Annotated in this window: 17 protein-coding genes and 1 tRNA gene; 8 read left to right on the forward strand and 10 right to left on the reverse strand. The window is 66.0% G+C overall.

Features of this window, described 5'->3' with window-relative positions; genetic code table 11:
• Positions 1-117 precede the first annotated feature (117 nt).
• The gene (locus AB3147_RS20130) at positions 118-546 is read left to right on the forward strand and encodes a PaaI family thioesterase (RefSeq protein ID WP_056563788.1); all 429 of its coding nucleotides are present in this window, start codon (positions 118-120) and stop codon (positions 544-546) included.
• 66 nt (positions 547-612) lie between these two features.
• Here AB3147_RS20130 and AB3147_RS20135 read toward each other — a convergent pair whose 3' ends face one another.
• A complete protein-coding gene (locus tag AB3147_RS20135; RefSeq protein ID WP_175124356.1) occupies positions 613-2,070 on the reverse strand; it encodes a phospholipase D-like domain-containing protein in 1,458 nt (485 codons plus the stop codon).
• 217 nt (positions 2,071-2,287) lie between these two features.
• Here AB3147_RS20135 and AB3147_RS20140 point away from each other — a divergent pair.
• Positions 2,288-2,363: transfer RNA gene (locus AB3147_RS20140), tRNA-His, on the forward strand.
• Between the two features lie 304 nt (positions 2,364-2,667).
• On the opposite strand, the gene AB3147_RS20145 is transcribed toward AB3147_RS20140, so the two are convergent.
• Positions 2,668-3,324, reverse strand: a complete 657-nt coding sequence (locus tag AB3147_RS20145) for a GntR family transcriptional regulator (RefSeq protein WP_175124357.1) — start codon at positions 3,322-3,324, stop codon at positions 2,668-2,670.
• 215 nt (positions 3,325-3,539) lie between these two features.
• Between AB3147_RS20145 and AB3147_RS20150 the strand changes: the two genes are divergently transcribed.
• From AB3147_RS20150 to AB3147_RS20165, 4 genes are all read left to right on the forward strand, one after another.
• Positions 3,540-4,514 carry a Bug family tripartite tricarboxylate transporter substrate binding protein gene (locus AB3147_RS20150; protein WP_175124358.1) on the forward strand — a complete coding sequence of 325 codons (975 nt, stop codon included), beginning with the start codon at positions 3,540-3,542 and terminating at the stop codon, positions 4,512-4,514.
• Between the two features lie 24 nt (positions 4,515-4,538).
• Entirely contained in the window at positions 4,539-6,134 is a 1,596-nt protein-coding gene (gene ggt / locus AB3147_RS20155) for a gamma-glutamyltransferase (RefSeq protein ID WP_367352803.1), read from the forward strand.
• 161 nt (positions 6,135-6,295) lie between these two features.
• Positions 6,296-7,699: a trypsin-like peptidase domain-containing protein gene (locus AB3147_RS20160; protein WP_367352804.1), complete on the forward strand. Its 1,404-nt coding sequence runs from the start codon at positions 6,296-6,298 to the stop codon at positions 7,697-7,699.
• A 123-nt stretch (positions 7,700-7,822) separates the two neighbouring features.
• Complete coding sequence (locus tag AB3147_RS20165; RefSeq protein WP_279974901.1) at positions 7,823-8,371, forward strand: DUF3455 domain-containing protein; 549 nt, start codon at positions 7,823-7,825, stop codon at positions 8,369-8,371.
• 133 nt (positions 8,372-8,504) lie between these two features.
• On the opposite strand, the gene AB3147_RS20170 is transcribed toward AB3147_RS20165, so the two are convergent.
• Complete coding sequence (locus AB3147_RS20170) at positions 8,505-8,960, reverse strand: hypothetical protein (protein ID WP_175124361.1); 456 nt, start codon at positions 8,958-8,960, stop codon at positions 8,505-8,507.
• Positions 8,961-9,268: 308 nt separating this feature from the next.
• Here AB3147_RS20170 and AB3147_RS20175 point away from each other — a divergent pair, with 308 nt between their 5' ends.
• A complete protein-coding gene (locus tag AB3147_RS20175) occupies positions 9,269-9,517 on the forward strand; it encodes a hypothetical protein (protein WP_367352805.1) in 249 nt (82 codons plus the stop codon).
• A gap of 458 nt (positions 9,518-9,975) precedes the next feature.
• Here AB3147_RS20175 and AB3147_RS20180 read toward each other — a convergent pair whose 3' ends face one another.
• The 6 genes from AB3147_RS20180 to AB3147_RS20205 all read right to left on the reverse strand — a co-directional run bounded on the left by AB3147_RS20180 (position 9,976) and on the right by AB3147_RS20205 (position 14,867).
• On the reverse strand, positions 9,976-11,082 hold the full coding sequence (locus AB3147_RS20180) for a porin (RefSeq protein WP_367352806.1): 1,107 nt from the start codon (positions 11,080-11,082) through the stop codon (positions 9,976-9,978).
• A 231-nt stretch (positions 11,083-11,313) separates the two neighbouring features.
• Positions 11,314-12,033: a glutamine amidotransferase gene (locus tag AB3147_RS20185; protein WP_367352807.1), complete on the reverse strand. Its 720-nt coding sequence runs from the start codon at positions 12,031-12,033 to the stop codon at positions 11,314-11,316.
• Positions 12,034-12,069: 36 nt separating this feature from the next.
• On the reverse strand, positions 12,070-12,339 hold the full coding sequence (locus AB3147_RS20190; RefSeq protein ID WP_175124365.1) for a hypothetical protein: 270 nt from the start codon (positions 12,337-12,339) through the stop codon (positions 12,070-12,072).
• Between the two features lie 176 nt (positions 12,340-12,515).
• On the reverse strand, positions 12,516-13,478 hold the full coding sequence (locus AB3147_RS20195; protein WP_367352808.1) for a Bug family tripartite tricarboxylate transporter substrate binding protein: 963 nt from the start codon (positions 13,476-13,478) through the stop codon (positions 12,516-12,518).
• Positions 13,479-13,507: 29 nt separating this feature from the next.
• Positions 13,508-14,149, reverse strand: coding sequence for an RraA family protein (locus tag AB3147_RS20200; RefSeq protein ID WP_367352809.1), 642 nt, complete (start codon positions 14,147-14,149; stop codon positions 13,508-13,510).
• 4 nt (positions 14,150-14,153) lie between these two features.
• Positions 14,154-14,867, reverse strand: a complete 714-nt coding sequence (locus AB3147_RS20205) for a PIG-L deacetylase family protein (RefSeq protein WP_367352810.1) — start codon at positions 14,865-14,867, stop codon at positions 14,154-14,156.
• A 100-nt stretch (positions 14,868-14,967) separates the two neighbouring features.
• On the opposite strand from AB3147_RS20205, the gene AB3147_RS20210 reads away from it, so the two are divergent.
• Positions 14,968-15,684 carry an IclR family transcriptional regulator gene (locus AB3147_RS20210; RefSeq protein ID WP_175138701.1) on the forward strand — a complete coding sequence of 239 codons (717 nt, stop codon included), beginning with the start codon at positions 14,968-14,970 and terminating at the stop codon, positions 15,682-15,684.
• A gap of 32 nt (positions 15,685-15,716) precedes the next feature.
• Here AB3147_RS20210 and AB3147_RS20215 read toward each other — a convergent pair whose 3' ends face one another.
• The gene (locus AB3147_RS20215; protein WP_239215487.1) at positions 15,717-16,631 is read right to left on the reverse strand and encodes a LysR family transcriptional regulator; all 915 of its coding nucleotides are present in this window, start codon (positions 16,629-16,631) and stop codon (positions 15,717-15,719) included.
• Positions 16,632-16,751: the final 120 nt, after the last annotated feature.

Below are 16,751 nucleotides of genomic sequence, written 5' to 3' on the forward strand. Positions count from 1 at the left end.
TGCACGGCGTGGTGACAATTCCGCGAGCGTCCGCGCCCCGATCGCCGCGCTATGCCTGCGCGGTCGCGTCTGGAATACTTTCGGGAATCGTCCTACGGGACTCTTGCATCGCCAGCCATGACAGACTCCCTTCCCGCCGGTTTCACGCCCTGGTATCCCAGCAGCCAGTTCATGCGCCACCTGAACGACCTGGGCCCGTTCTACCGCCGCAAGGCCGACAACGTGTTGGCCCTGCGGGTCACCACGGCGCACGGCAACATGCACGGCATGGCACACGGCGGATTTCTGGCTACGTTTGCCGACAGTGCGCTGGGCCTCGTCATTTCCGAAGACGCCCACGTCTCCGTCGTCACGGCGCAGATGTCCGTCGAGTTTCTGAATGCCGTCAATCCGGGCGATTGGCTCGAAGCCCACGTGCAGATCGACAAACAGGGCAAGCGGCTCATCTACGCGACCTGCCGCCTTCAGGTGGAGGGCCGCGTCATGCTCAAGGCGAGCGCCGTGTTCGCGGTGCGACATGCGGCGGTGCCGGCTTCGGACGGCTGATCGACGAAGCGGCATGGCCGGCGGCACAGGCTTGCCGGCCGGGACCCGCGCTACAAGGGACCCACGCTACAAATAAGGCGTGGCCAGCCAGATCACCTTGTTGCGCAGACGCTTCGCAAAAGGCGCCTGCAGCAGATCTTCCAGCGTCACGCGGTGCGCGTTGGCGATCAACGCATCAACGCGCGCGCCGATCCAGCGCGCCACCTCGGGATCGTAGATCTCGGTGTCCAATTCAAAATTCAATCGCAGGCTGCGCGGATCCAGGTTCGACGAGCCGGCGTAAGTCCACGCGCCGTCCACCGTCATCAGTTTGGAGTGATCAAACGCACCGCTCGACCGCCAGACGCGGCAGCCCGTTCGCACCACCTGATCAAGCTGCGCGGTCATCGCGTAGTCCACCAGCCGCAGGTTGTTCTTACCCGGAATCACGATGTCCACGACGATCCCACGTCGCGCCGCCGTGGCCAGCGCGCCGATCAGCGTCTGGTCGGGCAGGAAGTAAGGCGATTGGATCCGCACGTGATGCCGCGCCACCGCCAACGCGCCCAGCAGCATGTTGTGCGTGCTGCCGATTGCGCGGTCCGGGCCGGACGGCACGCAGCGGATCGGCACGTGGCCCGACGGCGGCAGGTAGTCAGGATCGAACCACGGCTTGGCGGACAGCGACTCGTGCGTCGTGAAGTTCCAGTCATGCGCGAACACCGACATCAGCTGCGTCACGATCGGCCCTTCCACGCGGAAGTGCGTGTCGTGGTTGGTGGCGTCCCCCGCCAGCGCGCTGACAAACGCAGCCCTCACGTTCATGCCGCCCGTAAACCCCACACGTCCGTCCACCACCAGCACCTTGCGGTGGCTGCGCAGATTGGCGTAGGGCATGCGCAGCACGCCCATCGGATTGGTCATGAACCGCGCCACCGGCACGTTCGCCTTCGCCAGCATGCGCACGATCGGCGGGCGTGAATACTTGGAACCCACCGCGTCGATCAGCACCCGCACCTGCACACCGCGCGCCTGCGCTTCGATCAGCGCCTCGGCCACCTCGCGCCCGATCGGATCGTTATCGAAGATGTAGCTCTGCATCGCCACCGTGTGCCGCGCCTCGCGGATGGCCTGCAGCATCGCGGGATACGTCTCGTCGCCACCCGCCAGCGGCCGCACCTGGTTGCCGCCCAGCAGCTCGAACCGGCTGACGCGGTCGCCAAGCACTTTCAATGACGCAAACTGCTCGCCCGATATGGGCACCACATCCACCGGCGCCGTCGCGACCTGCCCAGCGTCCTCGAGCATCGCGTCGTCCCGCTGCTGCGACACCCGCGTCTTGCGAATGCGGTTGATCCCCGCCACGAAATAGAAAAGCGCCCCGAGGATCGGCGAGAACATCGCCACCCCCACCCAGCCAATGGCCGCCCGCACATCCTGCTTGGTCATCGCGGCATGCACCGCCGCGCCCGTGCCCGCCACGATGCTGATGGCAAAGGCAACATGAGGCCAGTATTCGATCAAAAATGCGTGTATGCGATCCATGGCGATGGCTTGAAACACGGCCTCCAGTGGTTAACCAGCGCAAGAATAGCAAGGCTGCCGCCTGTGGCAAGACTACTTTTTGAAGGCGATTTCACACCCTTCAAAAAAACGTGCTAGAATTCGGCCTCTTCGTTGTTGAGCAGCTTTCGAAACAGAATTCAAAGACGCAAAATGACGAAAGCACTGAAGGAAACTGAAGTGCAAAGCAGTACCAGAGGTGGCTGTAGCTCAGTTGGTAGAGTCCCGGATTGTGATTCCGGTTGTCGTGGGTTCGAGCCCCATCAGCCACCCCAAGAATTCATTTGAAATCAGCCGCTTTTAGCGGCTTTTTTCTTTTCTGGCGCTAATTAAATTCAATAATCCAGGCGCTGGATAATGAGTTTTCATATTGAGTCGCGGGCCAAAGCGCTCGTCAAATCGCACCATCACGGCGCTCATCAAAGCGCACACCAAAGCGCGCATCAAATCGCCCGTCAAAACGCATCGCAAGGCAAAATTCGACCGGCCGCCCCGCTGCCGGTCGAAGTTGCGAATGAACGGTGTCTGCCACCTATGACACGGTTGCGCCAAGGGATGGCTATCGCAGCGACACCCGGATCAGCCACCCTGCTCCAAAAACGCCTGCAAAGCGGGCACCGTATTCAGTACATGCTGGCGCATCGCGGCCTCGCAACGTGCCGCGTCGCGGGTCTGTAGCGCGTCGATCAGTTCCTGGTGCGATTCGCGCACGCGCAGCACGCGGCCGGGTTGGGCAGCCCAGAGGCGCATGTAAGGTTCGACAACTGAATGCAGTTCCGAGATCTGATTCAACAGGCGCGGTTGTTTACAGAAGCTGCACAGGTATTCGTGGAATTCGCGGTGCGCGGCGGTCCAGTCAAGATCTTCGTTTGCGCCCTGGTCCAGCTGCTCGAGCATGTTCGACAGCCGGCGGATGTGCTCGGGGCCCATGTTTTCCACGGCATTGCGCGTGGCCAACCCTTCGAGCACGGAGCGCATCTCGAAGACCTCGAGCATCTCCTGCTGATTCAAGCCGCGCACCACGGCGCCGCGATTGGCGCGGATCTCGACCAGACCTTCCGACGCCAGGCGGCGCAGCGCGCCGCGCACGGGCATGCGGCTGGTGCCGATCTCGGCGGCAACCACGTCGGGCACGAGGCGCTGGCCGGGCGCGTAGCGGCCCAGGCGGATTTCGCGCTGTAAATGCAGGTACGCCTCGTCTTCGGCGCTGATGGCTGTCTTCTGGAATTGCAGCACTGACGTCCCCGGGCTTGGAAAGCCGCCATGATAGATAAGGGCGAAAATAACACAAATTGGATCCAATGATCCATGGATGCAAATACCTATGGCCGGGGGTTCGCGCGTTGCGTTTAATCCAGGGCAGGACGCGGCAGACCGCGCCCGTTCGGCCGGAACGGGCAACAGATCCGACCCGGCCCATACGCTTTCCATAACGCGATCAAGGGGAATCCATGAAATTTCGTCTCATCCGGGCGCTGGCAGGCGCCGCCGCGATGGCCTTCGGGGCGCAAGCGGCCGCGCAAGCCACGGACTGGCCGCAGCATCCCGTGCGCATCGTCGTGCCCTTCCAGGCCGGCTCGGCCACGGACCTGATCTCGCGCCAGCTTGGTGCGGCCCTGTCCGCCGAACTGGGCCAGCCCTTCGTCATCGAGGCCCGCCCGGGCGCCGCAGCCGCCATTGGCAGCGCGTCGGTCGCGCGATCAGCGGCGGACGGCTACACGTTGCTGATGGGCGGCCCGGCTGCCGTCGTCACCAACCGCTTCCTGCAGAAACGCCTGGCCTACGACCCCGACGCTTTCGAGCTGGTGTCGATGGTGGCCTACACGCCGAATATCCTGCTGGCCAATCCGTCGCAGCCGTTCAAGACGCTGCCCGAAATGGTGGCCTATGCGCGCGCCAATCCCGGCAAGCTGACCTATGCCTCGTTCGGCACGGGCACGACCTCGCACATGGCGGGCGAGATGCTCAAGTCCGTCGCTGGCATCGACATTCTGCACGTGCCCTACAAGGGCGCCGGCGAAGCCATCCCCGCCCTGCTGAGCGGTCAGGTGTCGATGTACTTCGACACCATCATGACCGGACTGCCCCAGGCCAAGAGCGGTTCGCTGCTGGCGCTGGGCATGTCCAATTCGCAGCGCTCGGCGCTGGCGCCGGACATCCCGACGATCGCCGAGCAAGGCTTTTCGGGCTACGACATCGCGCCGTGGTACGGTCTGGTCGCGCCCCAAGGCACGCCCGCACCGATCCTCGACAAGCTCAACAAAGCCGTCAACAAAGTGCTCGCCGACCCCGCATTGCGCGGTAAGCTCGCCGAAGCCGGCGCCGAGCCGCGTGGCGGCAGCCGCGAGGAATTTGCCGCCTTCATCAAGGCCGAGATTCCGCGCACCAAGCAGCTGATCGACCAGGCCGGCATCACCCCGCAGTAATTTTTCCAACGAGTTCCAGCACCCATGTCCTCCCCCTTCGATTGGTCTTTTCCGTACGCTTCCCGAAAAATGCCGGTCCTGGCCGCCAACGCGGTCGCGACCAGCCAGCCGCTGGCTGCGCAGGCGGGACTACGCATGCTGCTGGCCGGTGGCAATGCCGTTGACAGCGCCATTGCCACCGCGATCGCTCTGACCGTCGTCGAGCCCGTGATGAACGGGATCGGCGGCGACATGTTTGCCCTGATCTGGCACGACGGCCAGCTTCACGGCCTGAACTCCAGCGGCTGTGCGCCGGCCGCGTGGACGCCCGAATACTTCAAGGGCCGCGACGCCATGCCGGGCACCGGCTGGGGCACGGTCACGGTGCCGGGTCAGATCGCGGGCTGGAAGGCCTTGTCCGATCGCTTCGGCAAGCTTCCCTTCGCCAAGCTTTTCGAACCCGCCATCGCGTATGCCGAGGAAGGCTTTGCGGTGTCGCCCACCATTGCGCGCCAATGGGCCAATCAGGCGCCCAAGCTCGCGGCCGAGCCGGGCTTTGCCGAGGCCTTCCTGCCGCAGGGCCGCGCGCCGCAGGCGGGCGAATGGTGGCGCTTTCCCGACCAGGCCAAGACCTTGCGCGACATCGCCGAAACCGGCGGTGAAAGCTTCTACCGCGGCGAACTGGCCCGCAAGATCGCGGACTTCGCGGCCAAGACGGGCGGCGCGCTCACCGCCGTCGACCTGGCCGAACATCAGGCCGAATGGGTCAAGCCCATCTCGCAATCGTTCCGCGATTACGAGCTGCATGAAATCCCGCCCAGCGGCCAAGGCATCTCGGCGCTGATGGCGCTGGGCATGCTGGAACAATTCGACCTGGAAGGCATGGGCCGCGACAGCGCCGACTACTACCACGTCAGCATCGAAGCCATGAAGCTGGCGTTTGCCGACCTGCACCATCACGTCGCCGATCCGCGCCACATGCGCACCGACGCGCGTGCCCTGCTCGACCGCGCCTATCTGGCCGAGCGCGCCCGCCTGATCTCGATGGACCGCGCCAGCGTGCCCACCGCAGGCACGCCCGCCACCGGCGGCACCGTTTACCTGACCGCGGCGGACGCCAGCGGCACGATGGTGTCGTTCATCCAGTCCAACTATCACGGCTTTGGTTCGGGCGTGGTCGTGCCGGGTACCGGCATCAGCCTGCACAACCGCGGCTTGAACTTCGTGCTGACGCCCGACCACGTCAACCAGGTCGCGCCGCGCAAGAAGCCGATGCACACCATCATCCCCGCGTTCGTGACGCGCGGCGGCCAGCCGGTCATGTCGTTTGGCGTGATGGGCGGGTCGATGCAGGCGCAGGGCCATCTGCAGATGGTCACGCGTCTGGCGGCCTTTGGCCAGAACCCGCAGGCCATGAGCGACGCGCCGCGCTTCCGCGTCGAGAAGGGCCCGGTCGTGAACGTGGAATCGCACCTGCCGGCCGACGTGGTCGACACGCTGCGCGCGCGTGGCCACAACGTCGCGGTGGCCCCGGTGGACAGCCTGGAGTTCGGCTCGGCGCAACTCATCTGCCGCCTGCCGCAAGGCGGCTACGTGGCGGCGTCGGACTCGCGCCGCGACGGGCAAGCCGTCGGCTTCTGACGCGTTGCGGGGGCACGCCGGACGTCCCTTGCGGAAGTTCGGCGACAATCCGTGACCTGCCGGCGCGCGCCCGCGCGCTGGCAGCCTGCCGCCTTCGCGCGCCGTCACATCCCTGCAGCAGCGCCGCCCGATACTGCCGCGTCGCTGCATGAAGGACCGAAATGCCCCACCCGGCTTCACCGCCCCGCCTCAAACGCGCGCGCTCAGCGCAGCGTTTTCTTCTGACCCTGCAACGCTTACCCGCCACGCTGGCCGCCGTCGGCCTGGTGGTGCTGGCGTCGGCGCCCACGCCCGGCCGCGCCGCGCTACCTGTGGCCGTCGGTGGTCAACCGCTGCCTTCGCTGGCGCCAATGCTCGAACGCGTCACGCCGGCCGTCGTCAATATTTCAGCGTCTACCGACGCTGCGGCATCGAGCGGCGGCCGCGCGTCCACGCCCGGCAGCCTGCGACAGAACGTGGGTTCGGGCGTTATCGTCGACGCCACCCAGGGCAACATCCTGACCAACCATCACGTGGTGCGCGGGGCGTCCGCCATCCGCGTGTCCCTGCAGGACGGGCGCAGCTTCAACGCCACGGTGGTGGGCAGCGATCCGGACACGGATCTGGCCGTGCTGCGCATCGCCGCGCAGAACCTGCAGGCGCTGACCCTGTCCGACTCCAGCGACCTGCGCGTGGGCGATTTCGTGGTGGCGATCGGTGATCCCTACGGCCTCGGACAGTCGGCGTCGTCCGGCATCGTGTCCGCGCTGGACCGGTCCAGCCTGCGCGCCGCGGGCTACCAGAACTTCATTCAGACCGACGCGTCCATCAACCCCGGCAACTCGGGCGGCGCGTTGGTCAACCTGAACGGCGACCTGGTCGGCATCAACACCATGATCTACACGCCGTCGGGCGGGAATGTAGGCATCGGCTTTGCCATTCCTTCGAATCTGGCGGGCGAAGTCATGCAGCAACTGTTGCAGCACGGGCAGGTGCAGCGCGGTGGACTTGGACTGGACACGCTGGACATCACGCCGCGCAATACCCGCCAGCTTGGACTGGCGCCGGGATCGACCGGCGTCGTCGTGGCGCGCGTCGCCGATGGCTCGCCCGCGCAAAAGGCAGGCGTCCAGGCCCGCGACCAGATCCTGTCCATCGACGGCAAGGCAATCGGCTCCAGCGCCCAACTGCGCAATGCGGAGGGTCTGTTGCCGGTCGGGCGCCAGGTGCGGCTGGGATTGTCCCGCGCCGGCGCAAGGACCGAGGTCCTGCTGCGCATCGAGCCGGAGCAGAACGAGCGCCTGCATGCAGGTGCACTGGACGCCCGGATGATGGGCGTGGAGTTTTCCGAGGTGGGACGCGCGCAACGCGTGCAAGGCAACGACGGCGCCGCGGTCAGCGCCACGTTTCCCGATCGCGGCCCCGTGGCCGCGCGGCTGCAGCGCGGGGATATCGTCATCGGCGTGAATCAGCGCCCCGTCAGCACGCTTGCCGACCTGCGCAACCTGCTGACCGGCGCGGGCGCGCAGCCGCTGGTGCTGACGCTGCTGCGCGGACGGACCGCCTACACGCTGCAGGTGAACTGAGCGAGGCGCTGCCCGGGAATCGTGGCAGAATGGCCCGACCCGGCGTTCGGCGCCGGTTCCAAGGCAAGCCGTCACGACAAACCATGCATCGCGGGCGCGCCAGGCCCGCCAGAAGGAGCACGGATGAACCGCATTCCGCCTCACACCCGCCAAAAGCTGCCCCGCCTGCTGCTGGCGGCCGGCCTCGCAGTCATCGCGACCGGCGCGACCGCACAGGACAAGGCGCCGCAGATCATGCAGGTGCCGGCCGACAACCGCATCGTCTGGCAGGCGCCGGCGGAAGGCGACATCACGTATGAATGCCGGCTGACGCAGACCGACGGCGCGCGCTACGCGTGGGTCATCGCGGGCGCGGCTGCGACGCTTGGCGCAGGCCAATCCGGCCAGACCGGCACCTACAAAAGTCCGCCTGAAACCTGGCGGGCGGCCGACGGGTCGACGCTGACCGGCATGGAAACCGTGCGCGCCAATGCCGGGCCGGACCGCCTGTACGACCAGCTCGTCCTGGCCAATCCGTCGTCGGGCGTGGGTCTGTTGACCGGCGTGACCTACATCCAGCGCTTCGTGCGCGCGGGCGGCGGCGCGCCGCAGACACCCTGCTCGGCGGCCAACAAGGGCCAACGGGCGCAGGTCAAATACCAGGCCGATTACGTGTTCTGGAAACCGAACTGAGGTTGGTTCGCTGAACGGACGTCCGGCGGCGGTCGCATCGCGGCAATGCACCGCGCCGGTCGTGCCGCGGCTGCCCCCCAACGGCGGCCTCTGCTGCGCCGCTCGCGCGCCCCCATCGGGCAGATGCCGGGCGTTACTGCGCGACGGACATGCCCTGCTTCAAGGCATCGACCAGCCCGGGATGCCGGGCCTTTTCCTGCGTGAGCGTGTAGGCGGAGAACGTCACCACCTTCTTGCCCGACGCCGCGAACAGCGCCGTCAGCTCGGCCGGGCGGCCCGACAGTTTGCTGGTCGCGTCCACTTGAAAAACGCCGATGGTGCCGACCTTGAACGCGCCGTCTCCCGTCTTCTTGAACGTCGGCACCGCTTCCTTCTGCTGCGACTGAAAGCCCGCGGCCATCGCGCCCAATGTGAACGCGTCGTCGTCGCCGACGGCCAGTTCGACCGGCACATCGATCACGATGATCGCCTGCATGGTGGCGCGATTCAGGTAGATCTTGCCGGAGACCTCGGGCGTTGCCGGGTCCGACGGAAATTCGGTTTCGGTGAAGCCGGCGGGGATGAGGACCTTGAGCTTGCCGTCCAGCACCTGCAGCGTTTGCGGCTGCGGCGGGGGAGCGGCGGCGTCCGCCGTCGCGCCATTCGGGTCTTGTTGCGCGGCAGGCGATCCTGCGGCCGGCGAACCGGCGGCCGGAGATCCGGCGGCGGGCGATCCTGCGGCGGGCGATCCCGCGGCGGGCGATCCCGCGGCCGGAGGAGCCGGTGTCGGCGATGCCGGTGCCGGCGCGGCTGGCGCTGACGGCGCCGGCGCTGCTGGAGCAGGTGCTGCTGGGGCAGGTGCTGATGGGGCGGGCGCTGCCGGTGCTGGCGTAGCTGCTGCTGGGGCTGGCGCTGCCGGTGCTGGCGTGGCTGCTGCTGGGGCTGGCGCTGCCGGTGCTGGCGTGGCTGCTGCTGGGGCTGGCGCTGCCGGTGCTGGCGTGGCTGCGGCCGGCGCGGCTGGGGCGGGCGCTGCTGGGGCGGGCGCTGCCGCTGCTGACGCGGCAGGTGCCGGTGATGTCGGCGCAGGCTTCGCAGACGCCGATGCCGCAGGTGCAGTTGCGGGCGCCGTCGATGCCGCCGCCGGCGCTGCCGCAACTGCCGGCTTAGCCGCAGATGAAGCCGCCGCAGGCGCTCCGCCTGCTGCCGCCGCATCCCCCGGCTGAACATTCTGTGCCTGCGCAGAGGCGCCCGTGGCCATGGCCAGCGTCAACGCCAATGTCATTTCTGCGAGCCGTGCGTTGTGCGTGTGCATAGCTATCCGATGATTAGGCTGAGCGTTCAATACTACAACGACACTCACCCTGCCCTCGGGCGATGACGGCCGGCAGGGTGATCCAAAATGCTACGCAATCCGGCCTCAACAAATGACGAAGCCCGCGCAAGCCTGCGCGGGCCTTCAAATTGCCATGATCGGAGTTCGGGTGAGCGGACTGGGAGTGGAGCTAGGGAGGTGGCCGCTTTTTTCGCGTCTGTGGCCGGGTAAGACGCCCAATCCGCTCAGTGCAACCGCGGTGCAGGGCGCAAGCGGCGCGCGCCTGGCGCGCGCCGCTCATCACGTCTGCCGCTTAGAAGCGATGACGGACACCGACCATGCCCACCGTGCTCTTCACGCCGTCGATCAACGCGAAGTCCGTGGCGTAGGAGCCCAGCGCGTACAGGTTCGTACGCTTGGACAGGTTGTACGTGTAGCCGATGCTGTACACGTTCATGGCCGAATCGCCACCGGTCAGCAGATCGCTGTCCGGATCGGCACGTTGCCACGAAGCCAGGATGGTGCTGGCGCCAAGCGGAACGGTCACGCCGACCATGTACGAATTGGCCTTGAAGTCTTCGACGCCAACGTTCGAACGAAAGCCATCAGCGATGGTTTCGGTGCTGCCGAAGGCGTTGATGCTTTGGCCGGTGAACCAGCCGTCACGCGTCTGACCGAAGGCGGCCGCCAGTTTGACGACTTCAAAGTCGTAGGAAGCGCCGATGCTCCATGCCTTAGGCGTTGCGTCGTTGTCCAGCTGGGTGGCCGGGTTCAGTTGGTCGTACGTCAAGGCGACGTTCAGCGGGCCGTTCACGTAACGCACCCCAGCGGTGATGGCGCGGGTGTTGTCAGCCGTGCGGAAGCCGGTCTGGGCGGCGGTCGTATCGGCGATGTTGAACGAGTAGCCGACGCCAGCCTGGAAGCCGCCGAACGACGGGGTCGCGTACTGGACCATGTTGTCGTAGCGGACGGTGTTGGCGGCGCTGAACGCGTTGCCGATGTTCGCTTGGCCGTAGCTGGCGCCGAACGGATCGATCGCGCCCAGGTACTTGGAAGCGATGTTGGTCTGACGGCCGAATTCCAGCAGGCCCCACGACGAGCTCTTCAGGCCGACGGTGGCTTGACGGCCGAACAGGCGGCCGGACTGACCACGGTCACCGTTGGCCGAGTTGAAGCCGCTTTCCAGCGTGAACACGGCGGAGAGGCCGTCGCCCAGGTCTTCCGAACCGCGCAGGCCCCAGCGCGAACCGCTGGAAACGCCGTTGCTCATGCCGACCTTGGATTCATGGTAGCCATCGCCCTTGATCCGCTGATAGCCCACGCCCGTATCGATCAAGCCGTACAGCGTCACCGAGGTTTCCGCCTGCGCCATGCCGGACAGCGCGGCAAAGATGGCGGTGGCGAACAGAGTCTTTTTCATTACAGATTCCCATTGATGTGAACAGACATGCGCATGTGGCCAGACCCGCATTGCAGGCGGCACAGTGATGCACACGGCGCATGGCAGGAACGGATTCTAGGGACGCAATATGTCAGTTCTGGGGACACAAGCGATTTCGCGGCAAGAAATGGAAATAATCGCTTTTTTGTGGCGCGACGCCGACAGCGGCGCGCACATCGGCCACGCCGGCAGGCGTGTCATGTGCGTGTGCTATGAAGACAGCATGCGCGCAAACGTGCGCAGCAGTTGGCGCGCATCGTGCGTGGGGACAAGGCCCGCCACCATCGCCGCCACGTCGTGGCCCTCCGACTCGAACACCGGCGCGCGGCGCAACAGGCATGCCGACATCAGCGTCGGCGAGAACTCGGGATGGAATTGCACCGACCACGCGTTCGGCCCATATCGCAGGACCTGATGCGGATCGTGCCGCGAACGGGCCAGCACTTCGGCGCCCGGCGGCGGCGTCAACACGCTTTGCTCATGCGTCAGATTGGCCAGAAAACGCCGCGGCAGCGCGCCAAGCAGCGCATCGTCGCCAACGTCCGCGCAGAAGTCGATGGCATGCTGGCCGATCTCGCGGCCCTGCGGATGAAAGTCGACGACGCCGCCCAGCGCGTGCGCCATCAGTTGATGGCCGTAGCAGATGCCCAATAGCGGCAACCGCGCGCCATGCGCGCCGCGCAGCCATTCGGCCGTGCGCTCGCTCCAGGGCTCGCGGTCCGTCACCATGGACCACGATCCCGTCAGCACCGCGCCGGACACGTCATTCCACGTGGGCAGGGGTTCGTCGTCGTGGGGCTTGAAGACCCGCACCGGCAGGCCCGGATCTTCAAGCGCGGCCAGCATCCAGTCGGATTGTTCGCCTTGCGCCTGCCGCAGATCTTCGGGCGGGCGGCCCATCTGAATGATGGCGAGCGGTTTTCGGGTCATGGACAACGATTCTGCGGAGGGAAAGGAAGACGGAGTTTACTTCCCGAACAGGCGCCGCAGGCGCTGGGACTCCGCGAGGTTCAGGCGCTTGGCTTCGTCTTCGGCGTAATCCCGTTCGCCGACATCGTAGGACCCTTCGTGCAGGCACTTCTTGCGATTGGCCTTGCACTCATCGTTGGACCGGGCGGGCGTAGTGGCCGCCATGCTGGCCTTTTCCGCAGCCGTCGGCTTGCTGGACGAGCACCCCGCCACCACCGCGACAAAAAACAACGCCGCGCCGCAGCGGCTGATCGTGAATATCGACATTTTCCCGGCCCTACAGAAACGCTATAGCCGCTTTTATAGCAAACGCGCGCGGGGAAAGGCGTGTTAAGTCGTAGCAGACGCGGGTAGCAGAAGCGCGTAGCAGACGCGCGTAGCAGGCGCGCACAGCAGACGCGGGGCATGGCGACTGCCCTGCCCCGCCTGCACAGGCGCGATTGCTACTCGATCTCGATGCCGGCCTCGTTGATCAGCGCCGTCCACTGCGCCGTGTCGCGCCGGACCGTGTCGGCAAGCTGTTGCGGCGTGCTGGAGACGAACTCCACGCCCTGAGACTCGAACTTCTGGTTCAGCTCGGGATTCTTCAGCGTTTCGACCACCGCCTCATTCAGCCTGGCAAGCACCTCGGGCGGCGTGCCCGCCTTGGCGAAGAGTCCGTACCAGGTGGTGTACGACACCCCCGGCAGGCTCTGGGAAATCAGCGGCAATTTGACCGTATCCGCGCCCTGGCTCGGCGCACTCATTGCCAGCGCCTTTACCGCCCCCTTGTCGATCATGGGCTTGAGCGACGGCATGCTGCTGAACAGCGCCTGCACCTGGCCCGCTGCCAGGTCGGTCAGCACCTGCGACGTGCCACGGTAAGGCACATGGACCACGTCCACCTTGGCCTTGCTTTTGAAGAGTTCCATTCCCAGGTGCGCCACGCCGCCCACGCCCGCCGATCCGAAATTGACCTTGCCGGGATGGGCGCGGGCGTAATCGACCAGCTCAGCCACCGAGTTCACCGGCATCTGCGCGTTCACCACCAGCACATGCGGGCTTTCGGTCAACTGGCTGATGGGCGCCAGGATTTCCAACACGTTCTTGCCCTGCATGGCTTTGGACGGCACCGTCATGTTCCCCGACGCGGGCATGAGCAGCGTGTACCCGTCTGCCTCGGCGCCCAGCACCTGATTCAGCGCGGGCACGCCGTGCCCGCCGCCTGCGTTCACGACCACCACCGGTTGCCCGAGCTTGTCGCCGAACAGCTTGGCAAACTCGCGTCCCACCATGTCGGCCGGACCGCCCGCCGCGAACGGCACGACCATGCGAATTGGCCTTTCCGGATAATCCGCGTGGGCCGAGGCAATGGGCGCAAGGCCCGCCATCAAGGCGATTACGCCCAGTTTTTGCTTCAAATTCATTGTCTTCCTCCTGTTGTTCTGGATAAGTGCTACTTGGACTCGCGCGGCGCGAGGCCGATGTCCAACGTGGCCTTGGCCAACGCTTCGTCGAGCCACGCTGGGCGCAGTTCACCGCGCGCGATGGCGGCCATGCGGCGCGCTTCAGCACCGGCCTTGGTCAGCGCTGCTGCAACCATCGTTTCCATTTCCGCCGGCGCGACCACGACCAGTCCGTCGTCATCACCCAGGATCCAGTCGCCGGGTTCGACACGCACGCCGCCGCACTGGATCTGGCGGTTGACGCTGCCGCCGCCGGCCTTGGCTGGCCCTGCCGGCGACACCGCGGCCGCGAATACGGGTAGCGAGCCCTGGCGCAGTTCTGCCGCGTCCCGCACCGCGCCGTCGATCACCACGCCGGCGAGGCAGCTTGCCGCGGCCTGCGCACACATGATTCCGCCCATCACCGCGCGCTCGGTGTAGCCCTGCGCGTCCACCACCAGCACATCACCGGGTTGCGCAAGCGCGAGCGCCGCATGGATCGCCAGGTTGTCGCCCGCGGGGACCGAAACCGTCAACGCGCGGCCGCGCACGGTCCATCCGGCTCGCAAGGGTTTGATCGCCGCACGCAGGTAGCGTGCGCCGGCGTCGGCCAGCAGCGTGCTGGTCAGGCCGGTTTCGTGAAGGGTGCGCATCGGGTCACTCCATGAGGGCCGATACAACGGCCGGGAAAATGCTTTGATAGGCCTCGCCGTAGCGCGTGCCGGCAGTCTTGCCCCGGCGGCCGGCCTGCGCGCCCCGTTGCAACGCCACGCGCTCGTAATAGGCCCACAGATTGCTTTGCGTGGGCATGGCCTGCATGGCTTGCCACTTGCGCTCCCACACTTCCGTGATGTCCAGCAGCACGTTGGGTTTGAAGCCGCACAACTCGGTCTGGTGAGGCTCGAAGCACAGCACTTGCGGGGGCACCACGAAATCCGCGCCGTGGCCAGGCGCCATCGCCTGCATGCGGCCGCGCAATGCCATTTCGAACGTGCGGCAATGATCGAGATTGGAAGGGTCGTGTTCGGGATGGGTCAGCACCACCGAAGGTTTCGTGCGGCGCATGGTCTCGGAGATACGCCGCACGGACTCCGGCGAGTCGGGCAGCGGATAGTCGCCCAGATCGTGAAAGTCCAGGCTGCTGACGCCCAGGATTTCGGCCGCGGCCTGCGCTTCGGCATGACGCTGCACCTTGACCGCGTCACGCTGCACATCGCCCTTCCAGGCCGAGTTCGATTCCCCGTTCTCGCCATAGCTCACGCAGACCAGATGCACATCCACGCCGCGCGCTGCGTGCAAGGCCATTGCGCCCCCACAGCGCCAGACAAAGTCGCCCACATGGGCGGTTACCACGAGCATTGAATTTGCCATCTTGATCTCCCGAAACAGCTGACAGATGGCATTTTAAATTTACGAAACGCTGTTGTATTACGTACAATCAGCCAGTAAATTCAATGCTTCTGGAGGATCAATGAGCAATGACGGTGTCGTGGCCGTGGAACGCGCCCTGAGTGTGATGGACTGCTTTCGGCCCGGCGCGGAGCACCTGTCCCTGGCGGATTTCGCCAACCGCCTGCCCTTGCACAAGACGACCATCTTCAGGTTGCTCAATTCGCTGGCACGGTGCGGTTACGTCGTGCGCGAGCCCGATGGCCGCTACGGGTTGGGCCCGCGGGTGTTGTTCCTTGCGCGCGTCTACGAACGCGGCTTCGATCTGGAGGCGGTCGTCATGCCGGTGCTTGAACGGCTGTCGGCGGATACCGGTGAAAGCGCCGCGTATTACGTGGAAGGCGGCGAACCGGGACAGCGTCTGTGCCTCTTTCGCCATCAGCCGCACGAAGGCCTGCACAGCCAGGTCATCGCCGGCAGCGTGATGCCCCCCGACAAGTCATCGACGGGCCAGGTATTTGCGATCTGGGCGCAGGGCGAACGGCGAGATCAGGTCCGGCTGCCCATCTTCTCCTGCGGCGCGCGCGATCCCTATACGTCGTCCTGGTCCGTACCGGTCATCGGGCAGGAAGACCGCTTCGTCGGCGCGCTCACCATCGCCGGCCCCTCGGTGCGGCTGAAAACGGTGGACGCGGCGTCGTTTGAAGCGCTGATTCTCGAACGCGCGGATGAATTGTCGCGGCGGCTCGGCGCCTCATCCGACATGCGCGACGTCCTGTACCGGCCGGACGCGCCGTAGGGAGCGGGCGCGTCACCGCAACCGGCCTCGCCTCAGGCGCCGGGCCGCATGGGGTCGTGCCGATACCGCAGCGCCTCTATCACCAGCGCCAACGCCGGCGAGAGCTGCCGGCGATTTGCGTAGTAAAGGTGATAGCCCGGAAACACCGGCCACCAATCCTCCAGCACGGGCGCCAGCCGGCCCGCTTCGATGTGCGGTTTGACCAGGTCATAGGGCACATAAGCCAGGCCCATGCCATCGAGCGCCGCCTGCAGCATCAGGAACGTATTGTTGAACACTGTCTGCCCGTTCACGCGCACGCTCAGCGCGCGTCCATCCTTTTCAAAATCCCAGGCGTACAGGCCGCCGTGCGTGGGCAGCCGCAGGTTCACGCAACAGTGCTCCGTCAGTTCCTGCGGTGTGGCGGGCAGTGATCTGCCGGCCAGATAGTCCGGCGACGCGGCGACCGCCATGCGCAGGTCGGGCGCGATGCGCACGGCGATCATGTCCTTGTCCACGCGGTTGCCCACGCGCACTCCCGCGTCGAAACGTTGCGCGGCGATGTCGGTCATCGCGTAGTCCACGCTGAATTCGATCTGCACGTCCGGGTACTGCCGCAGAAGTGGCAACAGGCGCGGCCATAGCGCCGTCACGATGGCGTGGTCATGCGCGGTGATGCGTACCGTGCCCGCGGGCTTGTCGCGCATCGCGGTCAGCGACTCCAGCTCCTGCTGTATTTCGCTCAGCCGGGGACTCAGCACACTCAGCAGCCGGGCGCCGGCTTCAGTAGGTGAAACGCTGCGGGTCGTCCGGGTGAGCAACCGCACGCCCAGGCGTGCTTCCAGCGCCAGCATGGCGTGGCTGAGCGCAGACCGCGACAAGCCAAGCTGGGCAGCAGCGCGGGTGAAGCTGCGGGTCTGCGCCACGGCCATGAAGGCATGCAGATCGTTCAGGTTCTCTTTGGGCATTGGTGAATTCCGTGCACCAGGGAATACGGATTTTGCGATCTTCTCATCTAATCCGCCGGATCATACAGTGCGACGGGTGGGCGCCGATGGCGGGTCGGCGCCCTCCAAACCCGACGTGGC

Origin of the sequence: Achromobacter animicus, from assembly GCF_040775605.1 — a bacterium.
Lineage (GTDB): Bacteria > Pseudomonadota > Gammaproteobacteria > Burkholderiales > Burkholderiaceae_B > Achromobacter > Achromobacter animicus.

Coding starts and splice junctions, on each gene's coding strand:
- AB3147_RS20130 (WP_056563788.1), top strand. CDS start 118: ATGACAGACTCCCTTCCCGCCGGTTTCACGCCCTGGTATCCCAGCAGC.
- AB3147_RS20135 (WP_175124356.1), bottom strand. CDS start 2,070: ATGGATCGCATACACGCATTTTTGATCGAATACTGGCCTCATGTTGCC.
- AB3147_RS20150 (WP_175124358.1), top strand. CDS start 3,540: ATGAAATTTCGTCTCATCCGGGCGCTGGCAGGCGCCGCCGCGATGGCC.
- ggt (WP_367352803.1), top strand. CDS start 4,539: ATGTCCTCCCCCTTCGATTGGTCTTTTCCGTACGCTTCCCGAAAAATG.
- AB3147_RS20160 (WP_367352804.1), top strand. CDS start 6,296: ATGCCCCACCCGGCTTCACCGCCCCGCCTCAAACGCGCGCGCTCAGCG.
- AB3147_RS20165 (WP_279974901.1), top strand. CDS start 7,823: ATGAACCGCATTCCGCCTCACACCCGCCAAAAGCTGCCCCGCCTGCTG.
- AB3147_RS20180 (WP_367352806.1), bottom strand. CDS start 11,082: ATGAAAAAGACTCTGTTCGCCACCGCCATCTTTGCCGCGCTGTCCGGC.
- AB3147_RS20185 (WP_367352807.1), bottom strand. CDS start 12,033: ATGACCCGAAAACCGCTCGCCATCATTCAGATGGGCCGCCCGCCCGAA.
- AB3147_RS20190 (WP_175124365.1), bottom strand. CDS start 12,339: ATGTCGATATTCACGATCAGCCGCTGCGGCGCGGCGTTGTTTTTTGTC.
- AB3147_RS20195 (WP_367352808.1), bottom strand. CDS start 13,478: ATGAATTTGAAGCAAAAACTGGGCGTAATCGCCTTGATGGCGGGCCTT.
- AB3147_RS20200 (WP_367352809.1), bottom strand. CDS start 14,149: ATGCGCACCCTTCACGAAACCGGCCTGACCAGCACGCTGCTGGCCGAC.
- AB3147_RS20205 (WP_367352810.1), bottom strand. CDS start 14,867: ATGGCAAATTCAATGCTCGTGGTAACCGCCCATGTGGGCGACTTTGTC.
- AB3147_RS20210 (WP_175138701.1), top strand. CDS start 14,968: ATGAGCAATGACGGTGTCGTGGCCGTGGAACGCGCCCTGAGTGTGATG.
- AB3147_RS20215 (WP_239215487.1), bottom strand. CDS start 16,631: ATGCCCAAAGAGAACCTGAACGATCTGCATGCCTTCATGGCCGTGGCG.